The organism is Actinoplanes auranticolor (assembly GCF_018332655.1).
Taxonomy (GTDB): Bacteria; Actinomycetota; Actinomycetes; order Mycobacteriales; family Micromonosporaceae; genus Actinoplanes; species Actinoplanes auranticolor.
The window spans coordinates 180,994-202,783 of sequence record NZ_BOQL01000018.1; the positions used below are offsets into that span (position 1 = coordinate 180,994).

Here is a 21,790-nt window from a genome sequence, read left to right on the forward strand (position 1 = left end):
CGGGCCATGACCGCGATCACGGGCCACCGCCGCACGTTCTTCCACCTCCTGGTGAGCACGCTGCTGGTGTCGGTGGTCAACTACACCGTGTGGTTCGCGGTGACCTTCTGGGTGTACCTGCAGACCCGCTCGGTCTTCGCCACGGGCCTGGTGGCGGCCGTGTTCCTCGTGCTCACCGCGCTGACCGGCATCTGGTTCGGCAGCCTGGTCGACCACCACGCGAAGAAGACGATGATGCAGGTCTCCGCCGCCGTCTCGTTCCTGCTCTACGCGGCCGCGTTCGCTGTGTACCTGGTGACTCCCGCGGCCTCGTTCACCGATGCGGGCAGCGTCGTACTGTGGGCGTTCGTCCTGCTGCTCATGGTGGGCGTCATCGCGGGCAGCATCCGGACGATCGCGCTGCCGACGCTGGTGACCGTGCTGATCGACGAGGACGCCCGGGACCGGGCCAACGGGCTCGTCGGCACGACCTCCGGCACCTCGTTCCTGGTGACGTCGGTGATCAGCGGCATCCTGGTCGGGATCGACGGCATGTTCTGGGTGCTCCTGCCGGCCCTGGTGGTGCTGGCCCTGGCCCTCGCCCATCTCGCGTTCGTGCCGGTGCCCGCCCCGGCGGTGGCCGTGCCCGACGGCGAGGAGCGCCGCGTCGACCTGCGCGGGACGATCCGGGTCGTCGCGGAGGTGCCCGGGCTGCCCGCGCTGATCGCGTTCTCCGCGTTCAACAACCTGCTCGGCGGCGTCTTCATGGCACTGCTGGACGCGTACGGGCTGTCCCTCGTCTCGGTGCAGGCGTGGGGACTGCTGTGGGGTGTGCTGAGCACCGGGTTCATCGTGGGCGGGCTGATCGTGGCCCGGACCGGGCTGAGCCGGAACCCGGTCCGGTTGCTGCTGCTGGTCAACGTCGCACTGTGGATCGTGACGCTGGTGTTCCCGCTGCGCTCGTCGGTCTGGCTCATGGCGGCCGGCCTGTACGTCTACATGCTGGCCGTGCCGTTCGCCGAGGCGGCCGAGCAGACCATCCTCCAGAAGGTGGTGCCCTACGAGCGGCAGGGCCGGGTCTTCGGCTTCGCGCAGAGCGTGGAACAGGCCGCCTCCCCGCTGACCGCGTTCCTCATCGCGCCGGTGGCCCAGTTCGTGGTCATCCCGTTCATGACCGACGGCGCCGGGGCCCGCACGATCGGCAGTTGGTTCGGCACGGGCGCGGATCGCGGGCTCGCGCTGGTGTTCGTGCTGACCGGGGTGATCGGTCTGATCGCCACCCTGGCGGCGCTGGGCAGCCGGCCGTACCGGCGGCTCAGCACCCGGTACACCCAGAACCCGGTGCCCGCCGAGCCGGCGACGGCCGTGACGGGGTGATCCCGTCCTCGACTTCTTCCACGCCACCGGAGCGGTCCTGGACGTCGACGAGTACGACATGACCCCGGACGGCGGGCCCGCTCTCGCGGAGCAATCACCAGACGGGTCGGCGTGACCGTCCAGGAACCGCCCCACGAGAGCGTATGACGTATGATGTCTTGGCTGACGTTAATGAGAAGTTTCGTCCACGTCAAGTGATGACTGTCGATCCAGCTGCCGGTTTACCGATCGCAGATAGGCCAGGCCGTCCAGGGCCAGCCGGTCCTGTGAGGGGGCCAGCGGGCGCCAGATCGAAGCCGCGGTGGCGATCGTCTCGTTCAGCGCGGTGAACGACTCGATGCACACCGCGCCGCCGTACCCGGTCGCGCGCAGGGCGGTGAGGAAGCGCGGCCAGTCGAAGTGGTCCCGGCCGGGTGCTCCCCGATCCGTGCCGCTGACCTGGACGTGCTTGATGTGGGGTCCGGCGAGGCCGAGGATCGCGTACGGATCGGACTCCTCGATGTTCATGTGATATGTGTCGATCATGAGACCGACGTTCGCGGGCAGGCCGTCGATCAGTTCCAGAGCCTGCGTCAGCGTGTTGACGACGCTGGTCTCGTACCGGTTGAGCGCCTCCACGCCGATGCTCACGCCCCGCTCGCCGGCATAGTCGGCGACCGGCGCCAGGGCCTCGCGGAAGTCCGCGTAGCAGGCCGTGCGCACCGCCGGTGACATGCGCCAGGTCCGCCCCACCGAGGCGTAGACCGGGCCACCGACACAGGGCGCCCCGAGGACGGCGGCGTTGTCCACGCAGGTCTTCAAATAGGCCACGGTCGCCGCGACCACGGCGGCCGGCGCCGCTACGAGCTCGCGCCCGGGCGGGGTCACCGCACAGACACCGGCCGCGGTCAGGTGATGCGCCGCCAGCAGGTCCCGGGTCCGGACCGGGTCCCAGTGACCCGGTTGCTCCAGCGGTAGCTCGACCGCGTCGAAACCGAACGCGGCGATTCGGGGTACGAGCTCGGACAGGGCCTCGTCGTCGACCGGCGAGGCCCACACCCACGGGTTGACACCGATGGCGGACAACCGGCTACTTCCAGCGCTGCGGGTAGCCGGGCAGGTCGGTGCAGCCGCACACGGCGTAGTGCAGCGGGGGCATGTCCGCATCGAGGTACTCGGCCAGGTTGTCCTGGGTGATGGTCGGTTGCGGCAGCTTCCACGGGCTGGACACCGGTTCGCCGTTGAGGACGCGCAGGGCGGCGATGATCGGCGTACGCCACTGGTAGGTGGGATAGGTCGGCGCGATGGCGGTGAGGTTCTTGTCCTTCCACATCTTGAGGAAGTCGAGCTGGTCCTCGCCGTTGATCGGCGGCACCGGCCGGCCCGCGTCGACGAACGCTTCGACCGCGGCCACCGCGACCGCCCCCGCGTCCATCCAGACACCGTCGATCGTGCCGTACCGCTGGATGTAGTCGTTGACGATCTTCTTGGTCTTGGCCGGATCGCCGTCGGTGAACTCGACGCCGATCACGTCGACGCCGGCCTTGTCGAAGGCGACCTTGGCGGCGGACCAGCGCGTCTCCAGCACGTCGACGCCGGGCAGGATGCGCAGCGCGAGCACCTTGCCGCCCGGCTTCATCCGCTTACTGATGAAGTCCGCCGCGACGTGGCCGAAGCCGTAGCCGCCGATCGGGTTGATGAAGGTCACCGGGCAGGTCGAGTCCACACCGCGGTCGAAGACGATGACCGGCAGGCCCTTGGCGCAGGCGGCCTCGACGGCCGGGGTGAGTGTGGCGGTGGTGTTCGGCGACACGATGAGCGCGTCGCAGCCCTTGCCCAGCAGATCGTTGATGTCGGCGATCTGCTTCTGGTCCTTGCCCTCGGCGTCGACGTGGACGAACTGCTTGATCTGACGCCCGTGTGTCTCCACCTCGGCCTGCATCGTCTTGAAGCCGACCTGGCGCCACGGGTTGTTCAGGCCCGCGTTCGAGAAGCAGATCTTGTGCGGTCCCGGCTTCTTGAACTTGGCCGTCTGCACCATGTTCGGCTCGAGCACCTGCTCCCACGGCTTGCCGGCGGTCCCGGTCGGGGTGGCGCCGAGCAGGGCGAGCTCCTTGTCGTAGTCGGCCTGCACGAAGAACTTCGACTGGGCCCCGGTGCCCGACCCGGCTGCCTGCGACGCGGTGCCCGAGGCGACGGCGGTGGGCTCGTCGGTGGCGCAACCGGCGAGCGCGAGCACGGCACCGATCGCCACCGCGGCTGTGGAACGTCTCACTGGATCCCCTTAGCTGGAACGGAACGCATGGCCGAGACGGCCACGGCGAGCAGGATGATCGCGCCCTGGACCGTCGATCTGAGGGCGCCGGAGACGCCGTAGAAATTCATCAGCGTGAAGAGCGTCTCCAGGGTCAGCGCACCGAGCATCGCGCCGACGACCGAACCGCGGCCTCCACCCAGGGCGACACCGCCGAGGACCACCGCGGTGATGGCGCCGAACTCCAGACCGGCGCCGGCCTGGAAGGAGACACCGCTGTACCCGCCGATGAGGATCGCGGCGACCGCGGCGGCCAGCCCGCTCAGCACGAACGCCAGGGTCTTGGCGTGCCGGACCCGGACCCCGCTGAGCTCGGCGGTGCGCGGGTTGCCGCCGGCGGCGACCAGGGTCCGGCCGAAGTCGGATCGGGTCAGCAGCACGGCCAGGGCGGCCACGGCCAGCAGGATCAGCAACGCGTACGGGATGCGGCCCACCAGGAACACGTCCTCGAACGCCCGCCGGCCGAACCGGCGGAACTCCTCGGAGAGACCGCCCTTCGGAGCGCCGTCGGACCACAGATAGACGGCCCCGACGAGGATCAGGTACATGCCCAGGGTGGTGATGAAGGAGGACACCCGCAGCCGGGTGGTGATGAGGCCGTTGACGAGCCCGACAGCTGCGCCGAACGCGAGCAGGAGCAGGATGACGGGCCAGGTACGCGACGGATCGCTGTCGATGAGCCGGGCGGCCACGACGACCTGCGCGGTGACCAGAGAGCCGACGGACAGGTCGAACTCCCCCGCCACGATCACGAAGTACTGACCCGCGGCGAGCAGGATGAGCGGCGCCGATCGGCCGAGGAACGACATCAGCGACGGCGGGGAGAGGAAGTCGGGTTGCCGGGTGCCGAGCAGCACCAGCAACACCACGAAGATCACCAGGATCGGTGCGAGGCCGCCGGGGCGGAACCGCACCCGCAGCCGGTTACGTTCGGCGAGCTGCATGGCTACGACCCCGCCTTCCGCAGGGCCCGCCGGGCGTAGACCGCGACGGCCGCGATGATGATCACGCCGCGGATCACCTGCTTGACGAAGGCGTCGACCTCGAGCTGGTTGAGGATGGCGTCGATGCTGGCGAGCAGCAGCACACCACCGACGGTGCCGGCCACGCCGCCGCTCCCCCCGGCCAGGGCGGTGCCGCCGAGGACCACCGCGGCGATCGACTCCAGGTCGTACAGACCCTCCGTGCCCACCCGCGGCGCACCCGAGCCGAGCCGGCTGGCGAGATAGATGCCGGCCAGGCCGGCGCAGAGCGAGCACAACACGTGGGCGGCGATCAGCACCCGGTCGTTGCGGACGCCGGAGAGCCGGGCGACCTGCGGGTCACCGCCGACGGCGATCAGATGGTGACCGAAGCGCGTACGGGTGAGGACAACCCAGATCGCGGCGGCGACGGCCAGCAGGAGCAGGAACGACACGGGCACCGGTCCGATGCGCTGGTATCCGAGACTCTGCACCAGAACCGGCGCGGTCCGGCCCGCCGGGCCGTCGTAGCCGTTGTCGAGGTAGCCCTTCAGCAGCAGCCCGACGCCCACGGTCGCGATGAACGCGTTGATCCTCGCCTTGGTGACGAGCATGCCGTTGAGGAACCCGATCGCGGCGCTGACCCCGAGCGCCAGCCCGACACCCGGCAGCAGCCCAGCGTTGCTGCCGGCCATGGCCTCCGCCGCGACCAGAGTGCTGAGGCTGACCACGTAGGCCACGGACAGGTCGAGCGAGCCGCCGATGATGACCACGGTCTGGCCGACGGCGACGAGCCCGAGACCGGCGGCGACGTGCAGCAGGCTCACCGTCGTCGGCTGGCTGAACAGCTGGCCGCCGTCGATCGTGACGACCAGCCAGCCGACCGCCAGGGTCAGGGCCAGGGCGATGAACACGCCGGGTGCGGCGCGCCGGGCGGGCAGGGTCAGTGCGGTGCTCATCAGGCCGCCGCCGGCACGGTGCCGAGGGCCAGGGTGAGGACGTCCTCCTCGGTCGCGCCCGCGGGCAGCTCGCCGGCGATCCGGCCGTCGCGCAGCACGATGATCCGGTCGCTCATCCCCAGCAGCTCGGGCAGATCGGACGAGATCATGAGTACGGCCGCACCGTCGCGGGCCAGGCGGCGGACGAGGTCGTGGATCGCCGACTTGGCGCCCACATCGATGCCCCGGGTCGGCTCGTCGAACAGCAGGATCCCGGGCCCGAGGGCCAGCCACCGGGCCAGCACGACCTTCTGCTGGTTGCCGCCCGACAGGAAGCGGATCTCCTGGTCCTCCGTGGCCGCCCGCACGTCGACCGCGGCGAGCAGCTCGCGGACCCGGGCGGTACGGGCGGCGCGGCCCCGCCAGGTGGGCAGCACAGCCCGCCCGGCCAGCAGGGCGTTGTCGAGCACCGACGCCCCGGCGACGATGCCCTCGCCCTTGCGGTCCTCGGTGACGTAGGCGATGCCGGCGCGCATCGCCGCGCGGGGCGAGCGCAGCCGGACCGGGGCGCCGTCGAGCGTGACCTCGCCCGTGGTGAACGGCGCGGCACCGAACAGAGCGCGAGCCAGCGCCGAGCGCCCCGAGCCCTGCAGGCCACCGATGCCGAGCACCTCACCGGCCCGCACCCGCAGATCGATGTCGCGCAGCTTCCTGTTTCCTCCGTTGTGGACAGTGAGCCGGACCGGGCCGGGGTCGTCCGGCGCGGCCCGGTCGGGGTAGTAGCTGCTCAGGTCGCGGCCGACCATGTGCCGTACCAGCCGGTCGGGGTCGGTGTCCGCGGCGGGCACGGTGGTCACCAGGCGGCCGTCCTTGAGCACGGTGATCCGGTCGGCCAGGTCGAAGACCTCTTTGAGGCGGTGCGAGACGTACAGCACGCCGATCCCCCGTTGCTGCAGCCGCCGGACGAGCACGTAGAGCCGCTCCACCTCGTTGTCGGCCAGGGCCGCGGTGGGCTCGTCCATGATGAGCAGCCGCGCGTCGAGGGCGAGCGCCTTGACGATCTCGACGATCTGCTGCCGGGCCACGCCGAGTCGGCCCACCCGGGACCCGGGTGGCAGCGAGCTCTCCTGGATGGAGGCCAGCAGCTCGGCGGTGCGCTCGCGCATGGCCCGGCGGTCGACGAGCCCGCGGCGCACGGGTTCGTGGCCCAGATACACGTTCTCCGCGACTGTGCGCTCCGGCAGCAGGTTGAACTCCTGGTGCACGATGCCGATCCCGGCCCGCTGGGCGTCGCGCGGGCCACTGAACCGTCGCGGCGCGCCGGCGAACTCGATCGTGCCCGCGTCGGGCGCGTACCCGCCGGACACGATCTTCATGAGCGTGGACTTGCCGGCGCCGTTCTCACCGACGACGGCATGCACCTCGCCCGGTACGACATCGAGGTCCACCCCGTCGAGGACGCGCACGCCGAGGAACGATTTACCGATGCCCTTCAGTGCGAGCAGCGGCGACGGCAGAGCGTCAGACATCAGCGGCCCCTACGGTGCGTGGTCGGCAGAATGGATCAATAGTGGAATTGGTCGACAGCGTAGATGTTCCTTTCGACAAAATCAGCCCAGAAAAATGTGTAATGGAATTGGTCCCGCCGTAGTCGTATTGACTTTCGGCAATAGCTGAACGCATGCTGGCCGAGACCGTCGCGGCGGACGGCATGACGATCTGACCGGCACACGCACGCCTTCGTACGCCCGGCAACGCCCGGACCGTCCGAGGGGCGGCGCCGCGTGCCCGTGATCCTCAGCCCTTTCCCCCGCCAGTACAGGAGACGGCATGCGTCGCAGCACATTGATCATCGGGGCGATAGCGGGTCTGCTGCTGTCGTTCGCGGTCGCCGTTCCACCGGCGTCAGCGGCCCCAGCGTTCCGCGCTCTGCTGTTCACCAAGACCTCCGGCTACCGCCACGACTCGATCCCCGCCGGCGTCGCCATGTTCAACGAACAGGCCGCTGCCAACAACTTCGAAGTGGTGCACACCGAGGACTCCACCGCCTTCACCCCGGCCAACCTGGCCACCTTCGACGTGCTCGTCATGTTCCAGACCTCCGGCATGGTGTGGACCACGGCGGCCCAGCGCCAGGCGGTGGAGGGCTTCCTGGCCGCCGGCAAAGGCATCGTCGCTGTCCACAACGCCACGGACATGGGCATCGAGGCCGAGTACCCGTGGTGGGACCAGACGATCAACGCCGGCGCGCACATGCCGGAGCACTCCCCCGGCGTGCTGCCCGGCACCGCTGTCGTCGCCGACAAGAACCACCCGTCGACCGTCGGACTGCCGGACCGCTGGAACCGCAGCGAGGAGTGGTACAACTTCGACCGCAACCCGCGCGGTGACGTCCACGTGCTGGTCACCGCGGACGAGCGGACGTACAACCCGGGCTCGCGGGCGATGGGACCCGATCACCCGATCTCCTGGTGCCGCAACACCGGCGGCGGCCGGGTCTGGGCCACCGGCATGGGTCACGCGATCGCGTCGTACAGCGAGACCGCCTTCCGCAACCACGTCCTGGGTGGCGTCAAGTGGGCGGCCGGCAGCGAGCCCGGTGACTGCGGCGGCACCGTCTGGAGCAACTTCGAGAAGCGCACGCTCGACGACAACACCGCCGACCCGATGGCGATGGCGGTCGCTCCCGACGGGCGGGTGCTCTACGTCCAGCGCGCCGGGCAGGTGAAGATCTTCCGGCCGGCCACCAACAGCACCGTCACCGCCGGCACGCTGAGTGTCTACACCGGCGGCGAGGACGGCCTCACCGGACTGGCCCTGGACCCGAACTTCGCCAGCAACGGCTATGTGTACCTGTACCACTCGCCGGCCGGCAGCACGACCGACGTCAACCGGGTCTCCCGCTTCACGCTCACCGGCGACACCCTGAACGTGTCCAGCCAGGTGACGATCATCGACATCCCGGCGTACCGTGACCGCACCTTCCCGGAGCCGGGGCACACCGGTGGCTACATCGAGTTCGGGCCGGACGGGAACCTCTACATCGGTACCGGTGACGACACGCCGCCCAACCTCGACCCGAACTGGCAGGGCTGGGCGCCGCTGGACTGGCGCTCGGGCAAGGCCAATCTCGACGCCGCGCGTACCGCGGGTAACACCAACGACCTGCGGGGCAAGCTGCTGCGGATCCGGCCCTCGGCCGGCGGCGGGTACACCGTCCCGACCGGCAACCTCTATCCGCAGGGCACGGCACAGACCAAGCCCGAGATCTACGCGATGGGCTTCCGCAACCCGTTCCGCTTCTCGATCGACCCGGCCAACGGCCACGTCTACCTGGCCGACTACGGCCCCGACCGCAGCGGTGCCACCACCAACCGCGGCCCCGAAGGGCTCGTTGAGCTGAACGTCATCAAGGCGCCGGGCAACTACGGCTGGCCGTTCTGCCACGGCAACAACCAGCCGTACGCGCCGTTCAACCCGGACACCGGCGTCGTCGGCGCGAAGTTCAACTGCGCCGCACCGGTCAACAACTCGCCCAACAACACCGGCCTGAGCAGTCTCAAGCCGGTCGTCGCCCCGAACATGTGGTACGGCTACGGCACCTCACCGACGTTCCCGGAGCTCGGCTCGGGCGGTTCGGGCCCGATGGGTGGACCGGTCTACCGCTACAACGCGGCCAACCCGTCGGCGACGAAGTTCCCGCCGTACTACGACGGTGTCCACTTCTTCTACGAGTGGACCCGCAACTACATCAAGGAGGTGCACTTCGACTCGGCCTCGGCGGTCACCCGGACCAACCCGTTCCTGCCCGCGGGCAACTTCATCAAGCCGATGGACCTGGAGTTCGGCCCGGACGGCTCGCTGTACGTGCTGGAGTGGGGCTCCAACTTCGGTGGTGGCAACAACGACTCCGGCCTGTACCGCATCGACTACATCCAGGGCGGGCGGTCCCCGATCGCCAAGGCCACCGGCACGCCGACCAGTGGAAACGCGCCGCTGACGGTCCAGTTCAGCAGCGCCGGCACGACTGATCCCGATCCCGGCAACACCCTCAGCTACCTGTGGACCTTCGGCGACGGCACCACCTCCACGGCGGCCAACCCGTCCCACGTCTACACCGCCAACGGCAACTACGCCGCTCAGCTGAGGGTCACCGACAACACCGGCAAGGCGTCCTTCGCCAACGTGCAGATCACCGTCGGGAACACCGCACCGGTGGTCACCATCACCGTGCCGGCCAACGGCGGGATGCTGAACTTCGGCGACCGGGTGCCGTACACGGTCACCGTCTCCGATCCCGGTGGCGCTCCCATCGACTGCACCAAGGTCCTGGTCAACCCGGCCCTGGGCCACGACGACCACCAGCACGAGACGACCGACTACCCGGGCTGCTCGGGCACCATCGCCACGGATCTGCTGGGCGGGCACCCCGACGGCGCCAACCTGTACTACGTCCTGCGGGCCCGCTACACCGACAACGGCGGTACCGGCGGCGCGGCTCCGCTCACCGGCTACGCCCAGGCGGTGCTGCAGCCCAAACACAAGCAGGCGGAGTACTACACCAGTCAGTCCGGCGTACGGGTCGTCGAGCAGGCCGCCGCGGAGAGCGGCAAGCGGATCGGCGACGTCTCCAACAACGACTGGGTGGCGTTCAGCCCGATGAGCCTGTCCGGCATCACCAGCGTCAGCTACCGGGTGTCGTCGCCGAACAGCGGCGGGTCGATCGAGCTGCGCGCCGGCTCACCGACCGGCACGCTGCTGGCCACCACGCCGGTGCCCAACACGGGCGGCTGGGACAACTACCAGTCCACGCCGGCGGTCAGCACCACCGCTCTGGCCGGGTCCCACACGCTGTACATGGTCTTCAAGGGCTCCTCCACCAGCGTGTTCGACCTCGACTCGTTCACCTTCGGTGGCAGCGGCGTGGGGACCGGCGCACCTGATCCGGGCGGGGTGGCCGGCCGCACCTGGACGGTCGCGGCCCAGCACAGCGGCAAGCTCATCGACGTCAGCGCCGCTTCCACCGCCGACGGGGCGCAGATCGTCCAGTGGGCGGCCACCGGCGGCAACAACCAGAAGTGGCAGGCGGTCGACGCCGGCGGCGGCGCGGTCTACCTGAAGGCGGCGCACAGCAACAAGTGCCTCGACGTGACCGGCGGCTCCACCGCCCAGGGTGCGTTCCTGCAACAGCTCACGTGCAACAACAGCAACCAGCAGAAGTTCCTCGTCACACCGGCCGCCACCACCGGGGTGTACACCGTCAAGAGTGTCCCGAGCGGACTCTGCATCGACGTCAACGGTGGCGCGACCACCGACGGCGCACGGCTGCTGCAGTGGGGATGTCACACCGGGACAAACCAGCAGTGGCGGTTCACCGCCGCGTAGCCCGTCTCATCGAGAGGCTCCGGTGCACCTACGCGCCGGAGCCTCTCACCGACAGGTCAGCGTCGCCACACCACGAGGAAAGGAAACCTGCCATGCGACAGGGCACCAATCGACACCGATGGCGTACGCCGCTAGCCATCGCCGCGACGTTGATTCTCACCGGAGCCGGTGTAGCGGGAGTCAGGCTGGCGGCCGCGGCCGCCGATACCGTCGCCCTCGCGGCTACGGCCGGATGCGGCAAGGCCCCCGGGTTGAACAGCGGTACGCACACGATCCAGAGCGGCGGCCAGAATCGCAGCTTCATCCTGCGGGTCCCCGCCAACTACAACAGCAACAACCAGTACCGCCTGATCTTCGCCTTCCACTGGCGGGGCGGCACCATGAACGACGTCGCCTCGGGCGGGACCAGCGGCAGCGCCTGGTCCTACTACGGTATGCAGGAGCAGTCGAACAACAGCGCGATCCTGGTCGCGCCGCAGGGCAACGGCAACGGCTGGGCCAACCCCGGCGGACAGGACGTCACCTTCGTCGACGACATGATCCGGCGCATCGACGACGCGCTCTGTGTCGACACCACGCAGCGCTTCGCGCTCGGTTTCAGCTACGGCGGCGGCATGAGCTATGCCCTCGCATGCGCCCGGGCCACCGTCTTCCGCGCGGTCGCGGTCTATTCCGGCGCGCAGCTGAGCGGCTGCAGCGGCGGCACCCAGCCGATCGCGTACTTCGGCCTGCACGGCATCTCGGACAACGTCCTCAACATCTCCCAGGGACGGGCGCTACGGGACACGTTCGTCCGGAACAACGGCTGTGCCGCGCAGAGCCCGCGGGAACCCGCACAGGGCAGCGGGCAGCACGTCACCACGCTGTACTCGTGCCGGGCGGGATACCCGGTGCAGTGGGCCGCCTACGACAGCGGCCACGGGCCGGGTCCGGTAGACGGCTGCTCCGGCTGCGAGGACGGCGTCCGGACCTGGACCAAGGCAGAGGTGTGGCGGTTCTTCGCCCAGTTCCAGGGCACCGGTCCCTCGCCGGATCCGAGCACTCCCCCGCCGAACCCGGCCGGCAACCGGCTGCGTAACGAGGGGTCCGGCCGGTGCCTGGACGTCAGCGGCGCCAGCTCGGCCAACGGTGCCCAGACCCAGATCTGGGACTGCCACACCAACCCCAACCAGCAGTTCGCCCAGAACGGACAGACCCTGCGGGTGACGGGCAAGGGCCTGGACGTGCCCGCCAACGCCGCGGCCGGCACCCGGGTGCAGATCTGGGACTGCAACGGCCAGGCGAACCAGCAGTGGAACCTGAGCAACGGCACGGTCACCAGTGCCCAGACCGGACTGTGTCTGGACGTCAACGGCGGCGGCACCGCCAACGGCTCTGCGGTCATCGTGTGGAACTGCCACGGCGGCGCCAACCAACGGTGGGCCCGAGCGTAGCGGCAGCCCGAGAGCGGCGGCCCCGGCGATGCCGGGGCCGCCTTCATGCGGTCTGCGCGTTCGTCGAGGCCGACGCGCCGCGGGTGTTCTGCCCGCGGCACGTGGTCGACCACGACACCGGGCGGCTGGATCCGGCGGTCCGTCCTCGAACACTGCCCTCAAGCGATCCGCTGCGCCGACTCGTTCGACGTGGTCGCCCGGGCCACGGACGCCCTCGACGAGCAACGCCGCGCCGCCTGGAACACCGCACGGCGCGGTCAAGGGCACCAGCCGCACGAACAACCGCAACCACCGCCCGGACGGCGCCACGAAACCCTCACCGAACGTCGACGTGAGCAAACCGCCTGGATCGCCAGGACCCGGCCCACCCCGCACCGCGCCTGGGCACCCGCAGAAAGCAGCCCCGGCGATGCCGGGGCTGCCTCGGGGTGAGCGCTACGCTCGGGCCCAGCGTTGATTCGCGCTGGTGTGGCAGGTCCAGACGACCACGGCGGTGCCGTTGGCGGTGCCGGCGCCGGTGACGTCCAGGCACAAGCCGCTCTGGGCGTTGCTGATCGTGCCGTTGCCGTTGAGGTTCCACTGCTGGTTGGCGCCGCCGTTGCAGTCCCAGATCTGCACCCGGGTGCCGGCCGCGGCGTTGGCGGGCACGTCCAGGCACTTGCCCGTCACCCGCAGGGTCTGTCCGTTCTGGGCGAACTGCTGGTTGGGGTTGGTGTGGCAGTCCCAGATCTGGGTCTGGGCACCGTTGGCCGAGCTGGCGCCGCTGACGTCCAGGCACCGGCCGGCGGACTCGCTGCGCAGCCGGAAGCCGGTCGGGTTCGGGCCGGGGCCGGGGTTCTCGCCCGTGAAGAACTTCCACACCTCTTCCTTGACCCAGCTGCGGGCGCCGCTCTCACAGCCGGCACACCCGTCCACCGGGCCTTGCTGATGCCCGCCGTCGAAGGCGGCCCAGACAACCGGATATCCCTGCTGGCATCCTGAGTAGGTGGTGGTGATGTGGGTCCGGCTGCCCGCAGCGGGCTCCGGTGGGTTCTGGGGGGTGCAGCCGTTGTTCCGGACGAACCTGTCCCGCAGCGCTCGTCCGGCGCCGATGTTGTCGCCGATGCCGTGCACGCCCATGTACGCGAACGGCTGCGTGCCGCCGCTGCAGCCGCTGATCGGTCCGGGGGCGGCGATGGCCGCGACCGCCCGGAAGACAGCCGGCCGGGCACACGCCAGCGCGTAACTCATGGCGCCGCCGTAGCTGAAACCCAGGGAGAAACGCTGCGTCGTGTCGATGCACAGGTCGTTGTCGAGCCGTCTGATCATGTCGTCGACGAAGGTCACGTCCTCGCCGCCGGTATTGGCCCAGCCGTTGCCGATGCCCTGGGGCGCGACGAAGATCGCGCTGTTGTCGGCCAGCCGCCGGAGCCCGTAGTGGGCATAGACGTCGCCGTCGCTTCCGCCGGAGGCGACAGCCTCGGCGGTGCCACCCCACCAGTGGAAGCCGAAGATCAGCCGATACTGCCGGTTGTTGTCGTAGTTGGCCGGGACGCTCAGGATGAAGGAACGGCTCTTGCCACTGCTCTGGATGGTGTGCGTGCCGCTCGTCAGCGCCGGGGCCTTGCCGCATCCGGGGGTCGCCGCGGCGGCGCCGGCAGCGCTACCTTGCGCCACAGCGCCCAGGGCCAGGCCGAGCACCGCCGCGACCAGAACCGGTCCCAGCGATCGGTGGATCGACATCATGCAACCTCGCTACGTCGGGGTCCTGCTGGATTTGGACAGATCTAGAGCCGTTGGAGCTGGAATCGCTGGTTGGCGCCGGTGGAGGGCGTCCACTGCGAGATGCGCGCGCCGTCGGCGGTCGACGCCTGCCACACGTCCATGGCCAGGCCGCTCTGCCGGTTGACCAGCCTGACCACCCCGCCGCCCTGGTCCTCCACCCGCCACTGCTGGTTGGTGGCGTTGGTGTCGGGCTGCTGGGTGATGTCGGTGCCGGTGCTGCTGCCGGCCGCCTGGAGGACCAGACCGCTGTGCCGCGCCCGGATCCGGTGGTAGCCGCCGTCCGAGGACAGGAAATCGAACTGCTGATTGAGGCCGCCGGCCGGCTGCCACTGGACCAGTTGTGCACCGGCGGCCGTGGACGCACCGTTGATGTCGGCGGCCTTGCCGCTGTGCTGGGCCACCAGCCGGTAGTGGACGCCGGTCTCCACCAGCCCGGCCCGGACCACGGACGCCCGGTAGGTGTGCCCGGCCTGGGCGGTGAACTCGATGAGCCCGGCCTCGGGCCGCGCCGGCTGGACCGCGGTGCCGCTGGTCTCGTCGCGCAGCTCGGCGGTGCCGGTGAGGAGCGGGCTGCGCAGCCGGACGGCCCCCGTACGGTCGGGGGTGACGACCAGTTCGACGCGGCTGCTGCTCCAGGTGGCACCCACGGTGTATCCGCCGCGGGCGCGCAGCCCGCTGACGCTGCCGGCCGGCCAGGCCGGCGGGAGCGCGGGCAGCAGGTGCAGTTCGCCGGTGTGGCTCTGCAGCAGCATCTCGGCGATGCCCGAGGTGGCCCCGAAGTTGCCGTCGATCTGGAACGGCGGGTGCAGGTCGAACATGTTGGGCGCCAGCCGGTCGGTGCGGATCAGGTCGCGGAGGAGCTTGTGGGCGCGGGTGCCGTCCTCCAGCCGGGCCCAGTAATTGATCTTCCAGGCGAGGGACCAGCCGGTGCCGTCGTCACCACGCAGCTCCAGCGTCCGGCGGGCGGCCGCGTGCAACGCCGGTGTGCCCCGCCGCGTGATCTGGTTGCTCGGGTGCAGCCCGTACAGGTGGGAGACGTGCCGGTGGTTGCGTTCGGTCTCGACCCAGTCGGCCAGCCATTCCTGGATGTTGCCGCGCGAACCGACCCGGGTCGGCGCCAGCCGGTCGCGGGCCGCGAGCACCTGGGTACGGAAGGCGGCGTCCACGCCGAGCGTCTCGCTGGCCCGGGCGCACCCGGTGAACAGGTCCCGCAGGATCTGGTTGTCCATGGTGGGTCCGGCACACACCGACGCGTCCGGGTGATGGGCGAGCTCCGGGGAGTTGGACGGGTTGGTGACCAGGTAACCGAGCGTCGGGTGGGTGACCAGCGCGTCGAGGAAGAACTGGGCCGCGCCCTTCATCGCCGGGAAGTTGGCGCGCAGGAACTCGAGGTCGCCGGTGAACAGGTAGTGGTCCCAGATGAGGGTGGCAAGCCAGGCGCCGCCGGTCTGCCACATGCCCCAGAAGGCGCCGTCGACGACCGACGAGCCCCGCCACGCGTCGGTGTTGTGGTGGGTGACCCAGCCGCCCGCGCCGTACTGGGCCTGGGCCGTGCGGGCGCCGGTCACGGTCAGGTCCTTGATCATGGCGAACACCGGCTGGAAGCACTCGGCCAGGTTGGTCGTGTCGGCCGGCCAGTAGTTCATCGGCAGGTTCGCGTTGATGGTGTATTTGGAATCCCACGACGGCGCCATCTCCTCGTTCCAGATGCCCTGGAGATTGGCCGGCTGGGTGCCGGGCCGCGAGGACGAGATGAGCAGATAACGGCCGTACTGGAACAGCAGCGCGGACAGCTGCGGGTCGTTGACGCTGCCGTGCTGGGCGATCCGCACGTCGGTGGTCTGGTCGGCCGCGGCGGTGCGGCCCAGATCGATCGTCACCCGGTTGAACAGCGCCTGGTAGTCGGCCAGGTGCCGGGCTCGCAGCTGGTCGTAGCCGACTGTGCCGGCAGCGCCCAGCCGGGTCCGCGCGATGTTCTGGTAGTCGCCGTTGACGGTACGGAAGTCGACGTAGCTCGTGCCGATCGAGACGAGCAGGGTGACGGAGGTGGCGCCGGAGACTCTGAGCACGCCGGCGGAGCTGCTGACCGTACCGCCGGTGACGGTGGCCTTGGCCAGGGCGAGGAACCGCACCGAGCCGTTCTTGCCCTCCATGGTGCCGGAGATGCCGTCGAGGCCGATCGTCGCGCCGTCGGGGCTGGACACGGTGGTCCGTTGCGGGCTGTCGAAGGTGGCGGTGAAGGTCAGCGCGTTGGCCCGGTCGGCGGTCAGCCGGACCACGATCACCTGGTCGGGGGCGCTGGCGAACACCTCGCGCTGGTACCGCACCCCGTTGAGCGCGTACGTCGTGGTGACGGTCGCGGTGGTCAGGTCGAGGATCCGGTGGTACTGCGACGCCCCGCCGGCGCTGCCGAACGACAGCCGCAGGTTGCCGACCGGTTGGTAGGCCAGTTGCCCGGCGGGGCTGCCGAGCATCGTCTGGTTGATCAGATCCTGGGCCTGGGTCCACTGGTCGGCGAAGACCCGCCGCCGGATCTCACCCAGGTTGGCGGCCCCGCGGGGATTGGCGGAGTCGTACGGGCCACCGGCCCACACGGTGTCCTCGTTGAGCTGGAGCCGGTCGGTGTCCAGGTTGCCGAACACCATCGCACCGAGCCGCCCGTTGCCGACCGGCAGCGCCCGCAGCCAGTCGGTGCCGGCCGCTTCGTCGTACCAGAGCGCGAGGTCACCGGCGGCCAGCACCCGGGGCGGGGCGGCGGCCCCGGCCCGGGCGACGGCCGTCCACCCCGTCGGCAGCAGCGCCGCTCCGGCCCCGGCCGCCCCGGCTGCGAGCAGTTTCCTTCGGGTCACTTCCGACATGGTGGGTCTCCAACCGGTAGCTACGGGAGGGTCCAGCGCTGGTTGGTGCCGCCGTGGCAGCTCCAGACGATGAGCTGGGTGCCGTCGGCTGAGCTGCCACCGTTGGCGTCCAGGCATCGGCCCGACTGCGAACTGACCAGCGCGCCGTTCGCCCCGGCCGTCCAGTTCTGCCCGCCGCCGCCGGTGCAAGTCGACAGCTGCACCGGGCTGCCGTTCGCGGTGCCGGCGACGGTCAGGCACTTGCCCAGGGCGCGCAGTGTGCTGCCGGTGACCGTCCACTGCTGGTTGGCGCCGCCGTGGCAGGTCCACAGCTGGACCTTCGTGCCGTCGGCCGAGCCGGAGCCGCTGACATCGGCACACTTGCCGGCGACACCGGTGACTGGGCCGACCCGGGGCGTCGTCGTGCCGCCCAGTTCCTTGATCCGGATGTTGCGGAACGACACGTCGTCGCCGGTGCCGTGGTTCTGGATGCCGATGTGTCCAGAAGTCAGCGACCGCTGCGGGTCGGCGTTGACGAAGTCGTTGATCTTGACGCCGTTCAGGAGGACCTGCAGCCGTTCGCCCTCCACCAGCAGTTCGTAGGTGTTCCATTCGCCGGGTGGGTTGAGCGCGCCGTCCCGGGCGGCGAGATCGGCCGACTTGACGCCGTACACCGATCCGGTGGTCCGGTCCGCGGCGTCGGTGGCGTCGATCTGCACCTCGTAGCCGTTGGCCATGGCCGCGTTCGGGTCGCTGCCCGCCGGGAAGCCGATCAGCACCCCGGAGTTGTCGTCGCCGGGCACCATCCAGTCCAGCTTCAGCGAGTAGGAGCGGAACTCCTTGGTGCTGTACCAGAGCATGCCCAGCCCGCCGGCGGAGGTCAGCGTGCCGTCGTTGTTGCTGAAGCTGCCGGGGCCGGCCTGCGACCAGCCCGTGGTGGCGCCGTTGTAGAGGGTGGTGTAGCCGGTCTCCGGGCGGCAGTCAGCCTTGGTGCGGTTGGCCGCGTACCGGATGCCGCCCAGCACCAGCGACCGGAAGCCCGCCTCGGCATAGCTTGCCTGGGTGTGGCCGGCTCCGGTGTAGAAGGAGCGGCCGCCCTGCAGGGTCTTGCACCAGGTGTGCGGGTGGTCGGCGCCCATCGTGCCACCGGAGTAGCTCGACTCGTCCAGCGTCGACAGCACCCGCGCCGAGGAGCGGACGTTGGTGCGGTAGTTGTACCACTCGTCGGTGCGCGTCTGGGCCGGGCTCAGCCCCGACGTCGCCGCGTGCGCCCGGTTCTCCGTCCGGACGGTGGCCGGCTGGATCGCCGGGTGCGAGGCGAAGTACGCCCCGACCAGCTCGCCGTAGAACGACCAGTCGTACTCGGTGTCCGCGGCGGAGTGCACGCCGACGTACCCGCCGCCGCCGCGGATGTAGTTCTCGAAGGCGGTCTGCTGGCCGGCGTTGAGCACGTCACCGGTGGTGTTGAGGAAGACCACCGCCTCGTACCGGGCCAGCTCGGTGGCGTTGAACTGGGCCGAGTCCTCGGTCGCGGTGACCGTGAAGCTGTTGGCCGCGCCCAGCTCCCGGATCAGCTGGATGCCGGCCGGGATGGCGTCGTGCCGGAAGCCGGCGGTCTTGGAGAACACCAGCACGTCGTACGGCGCGTCCGCGGCGCTCGCCGGCGTGCTGCCGGTGCCCGCCAGGATCATCAACGTCGCCGCGGCGACGCCGAGCAGGTTGCGGATGGATTGGCGCATGGCTGTTCCTCTCAAGGCAGGGTCCAGCGTTGGTTGGTGCCGCCGTGGCAACTCCAGATGATCAGTTGGGTGCCGTCCGCGGAGCTGCCGCCGTTGGCGTCCAGGCACTTGCCGGACCCGGCGTTGACCAGCGAGCCGTTGGCTCCCGCGGTCCAGTTCTGCCCGCCGGTGCCGGTGCAGGTCGACAGCTGCACCAGGCTGCCGTCGGCGGTGGCACCACCGGCGACGCCCATGCACTTGCCGAGCGCCCGCAGGGTGGAGCCGGTGCGGGTCCACCGCTGGTTGGTGCCGCTGTTGCAGGTCCACAGCTGGATCTTCGTGCCGTCGGCGGAGCCGGCCCCGTTGACGTCGACGCACTTGCCGGCCGCGGCGGTGATCGGGCCGGTGCCGCCGGTGGGCGGGGCCGCGCCGAAGCCGAACGCGTCCACGTCGAACAGGGTGCCGCTCCCGCCGTGGAAGGTCAGGTACAGCGTGGTGGTGCCGGCCGGAACCCCGGACAGCGCGGTGGACACCTCGGTGAAGGTCTCCCAGCCCCCGGTGACCGGGACGGTGACCGTGCCGAGCACGGTGCCGGTCGGTGAGCCGGAGCGCACCGAGAGCGTGCCGCCCGAGCCGGCGGAGGACACCCGCGCCGTGAACCTGTTCTCACCGGCCAGGGCATAACGCTGGAACGCGATCCAGTCGCCGTTGTTGATGTCGCCGACCGTCTGCCCGCCCTCGGCGGCCGCCTTGCTGTACACCGTGGTGCCGGACTGGCTGTTGCGGTGCTCGGCCTGCCGGTGGCGGGGTTGCAGCACGTTCTGGGAGTGGGTGGTCAACGCGCCGTTGTCGGTGTATTCGGCGTCGAAGACCGCGAACAGGTTGGCGGCCGTGTCGTGCTCGCCGTCCACCGGGATCGGCAGCGTTCCCGAGCACCCGTTCCGCGAGCTGATCGCGTGGCCGTGGTCGTCGTGGCCGAGCAGGTAGGTCAGTTTCACCCGGGTGCAGTCGACCGTGCCGTCCTCCGGATCCGACACCGTGATCGTGTACGGCACGTTGTCGCCGAAGGCGAACAGGGTCCCGTCGATCGGCGTGCTCAGGGTGACCGTGGGAGCGGTGTTGCCGACGGTGATGGTCACCGTCGCGCTGCCCGTACGGCCGGCCGGATCGGTCACGGTGAGCGTGACCGCCCGCTGGCCGCTGCCGGTGAAGGTGTGGCTCGGATTGGCCTGCGTGGAGGTGCTGCCGTCGCCGAAGTTCCACGAGTAGGTCAGCGCCCCGCCCTCCGGGTCCGAGGATCCGGCGGCGGAGAAGTTCACGGTGAGCGGCGAGGCCCCGGAGGTACGGTCGGCGCCGGCCCGGGCGACCGGTGCCTGGTTGCCGGCGGGGTTGTACTCGATGCGGTACAGCGCGGAGCTGGCGTCGCCGCTCCCCCACCCGGTGCCGTAGTCGAGGACGTACAGGGCGCCGTCCGGGCCGAAGGCACTGTCCATGACCTGCGTGCCGCGCCACGGGAAGTCGCTGATCTGCCCGGCCGACCCGTCGGCGTTGACGTCGATGGTCTTGATCCAGCGCCGGCCGAACTCGGTGGCGAAGTAGTGCCCGTCAAGGGCCGGGGGGAACTTCACCGTGGACGGGTTGGCCGCGTCGTAGCGGTACACCGCGCCGCCCATCGGTGATTCGGAGCCGCAGCCGAACGCGGCCAGCGAGCAGTTGTCGTACTTGATCCACGCGGGGCGCGCGGCCGGCAGGTTGGTCAGCCCGGTGTTGCGCGGCGAGTTGTTGACCGGCGCGGCGCAGTTGAACCGGTTGCCCGACGGCCCGGACGGGAACACGTAGTCGACGTACGTCTCCGAGGTGGTGTTCGAGCCGGTGCAGTACGGCCAGCCGTAGTTGCCGGCCGACGTGATCCGGTTGAACTCGACCTGGCCCGCCGGGCCGCGGCTCGAGTTGGTGGTGCCGGCGTCCGGTCCGTAGTCGGCGACGTACAGCGCGCCGGTCGGCTTGTCGACGCTGAGCCGGAACGGGTTGCGCAGGCCCATCGCGTAGATCTCCGGCCGGGTGCCGGCGGTGCCGGGCGGGAACAGGTTGCCGGCCGGGATCGAGTACGTCCCGTTGGCGTTGACCTTGATCCGCAGCACCTTGCCGCGCAGGTCGTTGGTGTTGCCGGCGGTGCGCTGCGCGTCGTAGACCGGGTTGCGGTTGCTGCGCTCGTCGATCGGGGTGTAGCCGCCCGAGTCGAACGGGTTGGAGTCGTCGCCGGTGGACAGGTACAGGTTGCCGGCCGCGTCGAAGTCGATGTCGCCGCCGACGTGGCAGCACATGCCGCGGTTGGTGGCGTTCTCCAGGACGGTCACCTGGCTGGACATGTTGAGCGTGAAGTCGGCGTTGAGCGTGAACCGGGCCAGGCGGTTCACGCCGTTCCAGGCCGAGAAGTCCGTCCCGGTGGCCGGCGCGTCCCCGCCGGGAGTGGACAGCGGCGGCGCGTAGTAGAGGTAGATGAACCTGTTGCCGGCGAACCCCGGATCCACCCCCACGCCCTGCAGGCCCTCCTCGTCGTGCGTGTAGACCGGCAGGGTCCCGATCACGCTGGTGACTCCGGCGGCGGTGGTCCGGCGCAGCACCCCGTTGCGGGCCGTGTGCAGGACCGAGCGGTCCGGCAGCACCGCCATCGACATCGGCTCGCCCAGTTCGGCGACGCCGCGGGCCAGCTCCACCTGCTGGAAGTCGGCCGAGTTGACCGGATGGGCGGCGGCCGGCGATGCGGGGGCGGCGATGGTCACCGCCGTACCGGCGGCCAGGAGGAATGCGACCGCCGTGGCGGTCAACGCGCGCATTGTCATAGGGCGTCGCCTTCTGGGTGGCAGCGTCCGGCGGGGCGGGCATGAGCGCCGCACTCCTCGCCGTAACATCGACGTAAGACGTCATACGTTATAGCTGTCGATTGGCGCCGGTCAATGGAGTGTTACGGCGAGGCTGCGCCGCGGTTACGCCGAAGGACCGATCGAAGATCGTTGTACGCGCCAGCCGAGAAATGTTCGAAAAAAGTGTTACGACGGGCCGGCCCGGCCGGACGGATACGGCGCTTGTGAGACCGCTAACAG

13 protein-coding genes are annotated in these 21,790 nt (G+C 70.2%); 4 read left to right on the forward strand and 9 right to left on the reverse strand.

Annotation, left to right across the window (positions count from 1 at the left end; translation table 11 throughout):
* Window positions 1-6: 6 nt before the first annotated feature.
* Window positions 7-1,356, forward strand: a complete 1,350-nt coding sequence (locus tag Aau02nite_RS10170) for an MFS transporter (protein WP_212988090.1) — start codon at window positions 7-9, stop codon at window positions 1,354-1,356.
* Window positions 1,357-1,524: 168 nt separating this feature from the next.
* On the opposite strand, the gene Aau02nite_RS10175 is transcribed toward Aau02nite_RS10170, so the two are convergent.
* Genes Aau02nite_RS10175 through Aau02nite_RS10195 form a run of 5 tightly spaced genes read right to left on the reverse strand, consistent with a single transcriptional unit; the run spans window position 1,525 to window position 7,078 of the window.
* Window positions 1,525-2,421 (reverse strand): sugar phosphate isomerase/epimerase family protein, encoded by an 897-nt coding sequence (locus Aau02nite_RS10175; RefSeq protein ID WP_212988091.1) that lies wholly within the window; start codon window positions 2,419-2,421, stop codon window positions 1,525-1,527.
* Between the two features lie 4 nt (window positions 2,422-2,425).
* The gene (locus Aau02nite_RS10180; protein WP_212988092.1) at window positions 2,426-3,610 is read right to left on the reverse strand and encodes a substrate-binding domain-containing protein; all 1,185 of its coding nucleotides are present in this window, start codon (window positions 3,608-3,610) and stop codon (window positions 2,426-2,428) included.
* A complete protein-coding gene (locus Aau02nite_RS10185; RefSeq protein ID WP_212988093.1) occupies window positions 3,607-4,593 on the reverse strand; it encodes an ABC transporter permease in 987 nt (328 codons plus the stop codon). The genes Aau02nite_RS10180 and Aau02nite_RS10185 overlap by 4 nt, the downstream gene beginning before the upstream one ends.
* 2 nt (window positions 4,594-4,595) lie before the next feature.
* Window positions 4,596-5,570, reverse strand: a complete 975-nt coding sequence (locus tag Aau02nite_RS10190; protein WP_212988094.1) for an ABC transporter permease — start codon at window positions 5,568-5,570, stop codon at window positions 4,596-4,598.
* Window positions 5,570-7,078, reverse strand: a complete 1,509-nt coding sequence (locus Aau02nite_RS10195) for a sugar ABC transporter ATP-binding protein (protein WP_212988095.1) — start codon at window positions 7,076-7,078, stop codon at window positions 5,570-5,572. Before Aau02nite_RS10195 ends, Aau02nite_RS10190 begins: the two co-directional genes overlap by 1 nt.
* A 301-nt stretch (window positions 7,079-7,379) precedes the next feature.
* On the opposite strand from Aau02nite_RS10195, the gene Aau02nite_RS10200 reads away from it, so the two are divergent.
* The 3 genes from Aau02nite_RS10200 to Aau02nite_RS47830 all read left to right on the forward strand — a co-directional run bounded on the left by Aau02nite_RS10200 (window position 7,380) and on the right by Aau02nite_RS47830 (window position 12,799).
* A complete protein-coding gene (locus Aau02nite_RS10200) occupies window positions 7,380-10,934 on the forward strand; it encodes a ThuA domain-containing protein (RefSeq protein ID WP_212988096.1) in 3,555 nt (1,184 codons plus the stop codon).
* Window positions 10,935-11,026: 92 nt separating this feature from the next.
* Complete coding sequence (locus tag Aau02nite_RS10205; protein WP_212988097.1) at window positions 11,027-12,367, forward strand: RICIN domain-containing protein; 1,341 nt, start codon at window positions 11,027-11,029, stop codon at window positions 12,365-12,367.
* A 45-nt stretch (window positions 12,368-12,412) separates the two neighbouring features.
* The gene (locus Aau02nite_RS47830) at window positions 12,413-12,799 is read left to right on the forward strand and encodes a transposase (protein WP_212988098.1); all 387 of its coding nucleotides are present in this window, start codon (window positions 12,413-12,415) and stop codon (window positions 12,797-12,799) included.
* 3 nt (window positions 12,800-12,802) lie between these two features.
* On the opposite strand, the gene Aau02nite_RS10215 is transcribed toward Aau02nite_RS47830, so the two are convergent.
* Genes Aau02nite_RS10215 through Aau02nite_RS10230 form a run of 4 tightly spaced genes read right to left on the reverse strand, consistent with a single transcriptional unit; the run spans window position 12,803 to window position 21,523 of the window.
* Window positions 12,803-14,089: an RICIN domain-containing protein gene (locus tag Aau02nite_RS10215; protein WP_212988099.1), complete on the reverse strand. Its 1,287-nt coding sequence runs from the start codon at window positions 14,087-14,089 to the stop codon at window positions 12,803-12,805.
* A 44-nt stretch (window positions 14,090-14,133) separates the two neighbouring features.
* Window positions 14,134-16,989 (reverse strand): glycosyl hydrolase family 95 catalytic domain-containing protein, encoded by a 2,856-nt coding sequence (locus Aau02nite_RS10220; RefSeq protein WP_212988100.1) that lies wholly within the window; start codon window positions 16,987-16,989, stop codon window positions 14,134-14,136.
* 20 nt (window positions 16,990-17,009) lie between these two features.
* Window positions 17,010-18,707: a ThuA domain-containing protein gene (locus Aau02nite_RS10225; RefSeq protein WP_212988101.1), complete on the reverse strand. Its 1,698-nt coding sequence runs from the start codon at window positions 18,705-18,707 to the stop codon at window positions 17,010-17,012.
* Window positions 18,708-18,718: 11 nt separating this feature from the next.
* Window positions 18,719-21,523: a PQQ-dependent sugar dehydrogenase gene (locus Aau02nite_RS10230; RefSeq protein ID WP_246595032.1), complete on the reverse strand. Its 2,805-nt coding sequence runs from the start codon at window positions 21,521-21,523 to the stop codon at window positions 18,719-18,721.
* Window positions 21,524-21,790 lie beyond the last annotated feature (267 nt).